Raw genomic sequence first — 5,667 nt, 5'->3', positions numbered from 1 at the left:
TCTTTATCCATCGTAAGCACATTGGGAAAAACCTCATCGCCCACTAAAAAGAGCTCAGTTCCGGTTTTCCTTCTAACGTGGTCCCTAGCGTCGTTAATCATTTTAGCCACATCTCCAACAACGTGCCTAGTGGCGTAAAGAAACAACACTGGCCGATTATCTATTCGCAAATAAGACTTATCGGTCATGAAATTTATCGCAATGTGCTCCCAGTGCCTTTTCATTCTGTTGCCGCGGTCATCATTGGCAACTAACACATTAGCATCTTCCTCAGTGCCAGACGATTTTTCTGCTGTCTTAAGATCCAAAGTTTCATAGTGTATGGCAAACTTAAACCCATCCCATAAACTTCTATCTCTTAGGTAAGTGAGAATTCTCTTCCTAAAGGACGGTCTTTCGGGCCACCAATCGAAGATAAAGAAATTAATCCCCGCTTCCTTTGCCCAACTGACGTGTTGGGCAAAGGTGTTTACGTCATTGCTGGAATATTCACCCAAAAGAGGCGCGATTTGTGGCCTCAGTTCCTTCCCAACATAACCGCCAGCCCAGTTTTCCGGGAACCACAGATAGTAATGAGCGCCGACCAAGGGATTACGCGCCTTTACAAAAAACTCCTGAGCAACAACCCCAGTCACTCCTAGTAGCGATGTAATAAAAAAAACAAAAATAACAATCCCACGAAAACTCAGAACCGATGTTGCTATGCTCTTGCTGCGGTAAATACTCATAAGTTCAACGCTAGGCGCTAGCGCTAATAGAATGATAGCCGATGCTGTTAAAAAGAAATGCGACCAGTAGTAAAAGGATTCACTTAGATCAATCGAATCCTGCACAAGAGGGTGGAGCAAGAAACTTTCAAAAAAAACTATAGCACACAGCAGAATTGCGGCTAAACCGTAATAGATAGCGACCTTTCTTGTTTTAGTAGTTGCGGCTGAGACGATTACACAGAGAATTAAAATCCAAAGCGATGGCTCTATTAATCTGCGAAGCCAGAACGAAACATTTATGTTTAGAAATCTAGTAAGCAGAGATCCAGGCGAAACTAATCCCTCAGCAGCAATTGGTCGACCACTAGAAAATAGAGCGGAATAACAGAATAGAAGCATAACTGCCAGTAGTGCAAGTCGAGCAAATATCCATCTCGTGCGTGTCTGTTTGGAGCAAACTGTTAAAATCATTTAGTTGTCAGTGTGGATTAATGCTATAATGTATTGTGGTGGATTACAAATCCTCAAATTTCGCAAATGGATTATTGCATGGACGCTCGTATATATCGGCAAACGATATTCCTAGATACTTAACCTCTCTCGATTCATCTGCGCCATTATGAAAAAAATCTGAACAGTTTAGAAAATACGTTGCTACATATTCCTCGAAATACTCCACTCTATTCCTTAAACGACTTATGTGCGGAAAAAGCGCATCAACATTTACTCCAATGGCAATTAACATAATAGATAAACTGCTTTTTGGAACCGCGTTCGTATAATCGCTGGCAAATCGAGACAGAGTTGCCGAGTCGATACTTAAATACCATAAGCGCTTCCTAATCGCCTCAATCACCAGCCGCTCGTAGGAGAAAAAAGCTGTGCTCGACACTCCCCAAGCTGCAATAGGTGCGAAAGCTAGTAGGCCCAAAAAACATCTCCTAGAAACGCGCATTGTTGCCATTTCTATAGACCCCTATCCGCTGACCACAGAGACAGCGCGCATATCGTAAGTGTTGGATTTGGCGGTGGTACTGAAGAAAACGAACTTCCACCCAAAACAAATACATTTCTAATCCCATGAATTAACTGCTGCCTGTCAACTACAGATGTTTCTAAATTCTCTCCCATTGGCGCGGTTCCCAAAATGTGACCGTCGGTAGGAAGTGGTTCTGAAAAGTTATACGACTCAATGGGAAGGCTAGAAAAGGCTTTTTCGAAAATACTCTTGATATGAGCTAGGCTCTGAATCGCGTAGGTCGAATAATTAGCAAAGTGAACGCTTGGCTTGCCGACCTCATCTGATAATTTAACGAAATTGTCTGCCTGAGGTAGATCTTCAAATAGGAATTTAAAAGTGGCGCGCTCTGTGTACTTACCGCGTTGTAGGCGAATCTTTGGAATGTTTTGTGTCTGCAAGAGGCAAGCGGCTCGACTCCGTCGATGCTCGCCGTCGTAAAACATGTAGCCATGCCCAGTAAGAGCTGAGCTGCCGTCAAAATTTTTTACGCCATCCAAAAGCACGTCGCAACTTACGGTCATCTGCTCGCTGATGCCGCGTCCTATCAGCGGATTATTAATGCTAGACGCCAATAAAATTTGGGAGTTAAATATAGGATTGCATCCAAGTGCAAAGATTTCCGCTCTAGCCGTTTTCTCTCGACCCGCTTGCAAATAGCGAATTTGTTTTGCTGTATTGTTTTCAATGTCCAGACTAATTGCTTGCGAGGAGAGCTCTAATTTTGTAGCTGAATCAAAATACAAATGAGCTAACTCGTTTAGCACTGTAAACTTTGCATCTATCGGACAGAGATTGCAGACAGACGATGCGCAACATTTAGCTCGCTTATCGCTAAAAGCTCTCGGCCTAGCCGATGGCATGCAATAGAAGTTATCCGGATATTCTTTTAGGATCAGCTTATCGACATTGTTAAATCTGTGTGCACGCTGCGGATAAGGAGTACTCCGCCTAAATGGAGATCTCTCTGAATCACCACTTATAAGCATTATCCGCTCTGCCTCGCCATAGTAAGGTTCGAGCTCGTCATAAGTTAGTGGCCAGTCACTGCCTATGCCATAAGTGGATTTAAGCTTTAAATCGCTTGGCAAGAAACGCGGCGTGCACGCCCACCAACAATTAGAGCTACCACCTAGCCCCGGCGTATAAATCCAATCCTTAGGTGGCGTTTCATTGATAAATGTCGTCCTGAAATCAATGGAAGATACCACGCCACTTGGATCCATTAACTTTCGGTTCTCGACTTTCCATTCATGAGTGTCGTGATTGCCTTGCTCTAGAACGAGAACGCGAGCATTTGGATATTTCTCTCTATATTTTAAAAGAAAAAAAGAGGAGGCAAATCCAGTTCCGGCTAAAACGAGGTCAAAACTCTCTTGGCGTTTCGTTGGCATTTTCGAAGTAAGTAATAGTAACAGCAGTAAATTCCCAGCATGTCATTTAGAAAAACAATTACCCTGTATCCGGATAGGAAACATACAATATCTGCTGAGGAGTCTCCAATAGCATTGATAGAACTTTTTTATTTTGCGGTCACTTTTTTAATTCATTGCCGATAAGAACTAAAAAAATACATTATGGGAAACAATAGAGCAATGTCGGTAGTTGAGCTAGTAATCGTCATGGGGATAGTAGCTATTGGCGCTGGTATTTCCTGCCTCAAGGTGAGCGAGTTACTTATTGCGCGAGACCTAAAGCGCGTAAGCTACGATCTTGTGGGCGCGCTAGATCACTACTCCGAAAGGGCATTCTATTTTGGAGAGGATGTAGGTGTCTGGGTTAAAGATTCAGGTGATGGCCTAAGAGCCGCGCGCTTTAGTGGTGGTGAAGAAGTGCCACTGGCCGGTCACTCGATTGAGTCCTTCAGTGTCGTATCTATTGATGGAAAGTTTGCACAGTTGGAACAGGGAGAGAGCCATGTGCTTACGCTGAGAAAAGATGGGAGCGCTACACCTGGGCGTTTCGTACTGACGGCAAAAAATGCCGACACTTGCTCGATTATTCAGGCGCTAAGGGGTGCTAGGAGGATTGAATGCACTATAAAATAAGGCCAACGGTTTTTTGCTGCTTAAGTGGAATGGCTCTCGTAGAGGCGCTGGTCGCAATATGTCTCTTCGCAACGAGTGCCCTAGCAGTGACTTTGGCGCTGCAAGGAGCGTTAAGGAGTCAGAGCGATTTCGATAGTCGTAAGGCTGAGCTAGAAAGTTTTAGGCAAGCAGCAAAATTGCTCCCAGGCTTAGTGTCGCAAGCGGCTGAGGCGATGGATGTCGACATTTCACTGGACAAATTTGATAGCGACTTGAGTGCCTCATGCCAAGTAAGCAGGAAAGAGGCGGCGCACAGTGCTTACTCGTATTATTCCTGCGAGGTGAATGCTTTAAAAGATAATCCCCAAGCATCAAGTAAAGTCTACGAGGCGACAAACGTATGGGCGCGCTAGAATATAGATGCAGCAGTATTAGAGGAGCAGGAGTTATAGAATTGCTGTGTGCTATGGGTTTAGTTGCAGTAATTCTTTCAATGTCTACTCCCTTGCTAAAACTCACTACCTACAGTTACTTGTTTGTTTCAAACAAGGAGCGCGCTCGCAACATTTACAGCACGACTAAGCAAGTAATCTCTCAAGGTGTAAAAAATTCTACTAGATTGCACGCTATTGCTGGGTTAAGAGTCCAGCCGAGAGGAAAGATTGTCGACGTATCTAAACGGGATGTCTTAAGAGGACGGTATGCGAGTTCTATTCTGCCGGATGGCAAGAGTATAGCATTATCCTTTCTTGAGCTGCAGCCGGAAAAAATGTTTCGCGTGTTGAGAGTAGCAGCGAATGAGAAGAAAGCTAATATTACTATGCTCTGTCTTTTTGGCGACGTCGATTCAAAGACTGAGGGTATTGCGGAAATCAATAATTGGCTTGGCGTTAGTATAGATGGCGTTGGCGAGTACAGCGGGAAAGTGAGATTGTCGCGAAGTGGCCGTTCATCTTGTCCATATGGTCGAGTATTTGTAGCAAAGTTTGGGCCGACAAAGGGGGCTATGTTTTTTAAAGGTGGCTTCGGTGGCGATAGTGAGTTGGGAAGGGTGCAGTTATTTATTCCAGTGGAGGCAAGTTACTCGATTTACTTGGCGCGAAATGGCGAGTTGCGACGCCTTAGTCATATTTCTACCGAGAACCAACCAATAGTCGGTGGGTTAGAGCAGTTAGAGATATCTTCCGAGCATGAAAGTGGCGTGTCTAGTTATTACATTAGGCTTAGATACGCTGAGAGGAAAATGTCTCATCGAACGTTTAGCGTCTATGTTTCTAATGTAGAAGCACATCATCCGATTGATTTGATTTTGTAGTATGAAAGCGCAGAGCGAGTTGGCGAGGAGGGCTTTTGGCAATGGCAAAGCAAATGGTGGTTATGTAATAATTGCTGTGCTGGTGCTTATGGCTTTGTTGTCTGTGCAGTCATTGTTTGTTTGGAAAATCATAAAAAGAATGGCTGGTGTGCTGCAAGTCGAAACTGCTGCACTTAGCGCAGAGAGTTTAGCGAGAGCTGATGTTTGGCAACTTTTAAGTTCTGTTGACCAGGAAGAGTTTCCTTTAGATAGCATTTTAAATTTACGTGGTGATAGCGCCACTTTCGTTAGAACTGGACCGGCTTCAGTTGTGATGCTTAATGGTAGAGCTAGCTATTTGGGAGTTAAGCGAAGGGAGAGCGTTTTAGTTTCTATCCGCAGCACGTCGGAAGAAAAGCCAGTGCTACCTAATTGGGGAGAGCTTTTTGATAATTTAAAAGGAGCTAGTGATGTTTGTACTAGGTGGGCGAGAGCTACCACAGGAAGTAAGGAGGGATCAGAAAACCGTTCTAGCAGGACTTGCGTAGGTTTCGCTTCGAATCTGTCGCAGGGGGGAGTGATAATGGGTAATTTGGAGGGTTTAGAGCCCGTTTATGT

The 5,667-nt window shown here is 44.3% G+C and carries 7 protein-coding genes; 4 read left to right on the top strand and 3 right to left on the bottom strand.

Annotated features, from left to right (window positions below):
• The 3 genes from IT291_00215 to IT291_00205 form a co-directional block, all read right to left on the bottom strand.
• A partial coding sequence (locus IT291_00215; protein ID MCC6219645.1) for a glycoside hydrolase family 99-like domain-containing protein occupies window positions 1-1,109 on the bottom strand: 1,109 nt, incomplete at its 3' end.
• A gap of 115 nt (window positions 1,110-1,224) precedes the next feature.
• Window positions 1,225-1,674 carry a hypothetical protein gene (locus IT291_00210; GenBank protein MCC6219644.1) on the bottom strand — a complete coding sequence of 150 codons (450 nt, stop codon included), beginning with the start codon at window positions 1,672-1,674 and terminating at the stop codon, window positions 1,225-1,227.
• Window positions 1,675-1,676: 2 nt separating this feature from the next.
• Window positions 1,677-3,122, bottom strand: coding sequence for a GMC family oxidoreductase (locus tag IT291_00205; GenBank protein ID MCC6219643.1), 1,446 nt, complete (start codon window positions 3,120-3,122; stop codon window positions 1,677-1,679).
• 183 nt (window positions 3,123-3,305) lie between these two features.
• On the opposite strand from IT291_00205, the gene IT291_00200 reads away from it, so the two are divergent.
• The 4 genes from IT291_00200 to IT291_00185 form a co-directional block, all read left to right on the top strand.
• Entirely contained in the window at window positions 3,306-3,776 is a 471-nt protein-coding gene (locus tag IT291_00200; GenBank protein ID MCC6219642.1) for a hypothetical protein, read from the top strand.
• A complete protein-coding gene (locus IT291_00195) occupies window positions 3,761-4,168 on the top strand; it encodes a hypothetical protein (protein MCC6219641.1) in 408 nt (135 codons plus the stop codon). The genes IT291_00200 and IT291_00195 overlap by 16 nt, the downstream gene beginning before the upstream one ends.
• Window positions 4,156-5,070 carry a hypothetical protein gene (locus tag IT291_00190; protein MCC6219640.1) on the top strand — a complete coding sequence of 305 codons (915 nt, stop codon included), beginning with the start codon at window positions 4,156-4,158 and terminating at the stop codon, window positions 5,068-5,070. Before IT291_00195 ends, IT291_00190 begins: the two co-directional genes overlap by 13 nt.
• A gap of 1 nt (window position 5,071) precedes the next feature.
• On the top strand, window positions 5,072-5,667 hold a 596-nt coding region (locus IT291_00185; GenBank protein ID MCC6219639.1), incomplete at its 3' end, for a hypothetical protein.

It is taken from the genome of Deltaproteobacteria bacterium (assembly GCA_020845775.1).
Lineage (GTDB): Bacteria > Bdellovibrionota_C > UBA2361 > SZUA-149 > JADLFC01 > JADLFC01.
Note: the sequence above shows the minus strand (reverse complement) of the source record. Positions and strands in the feature narration are given on the sequence as shown.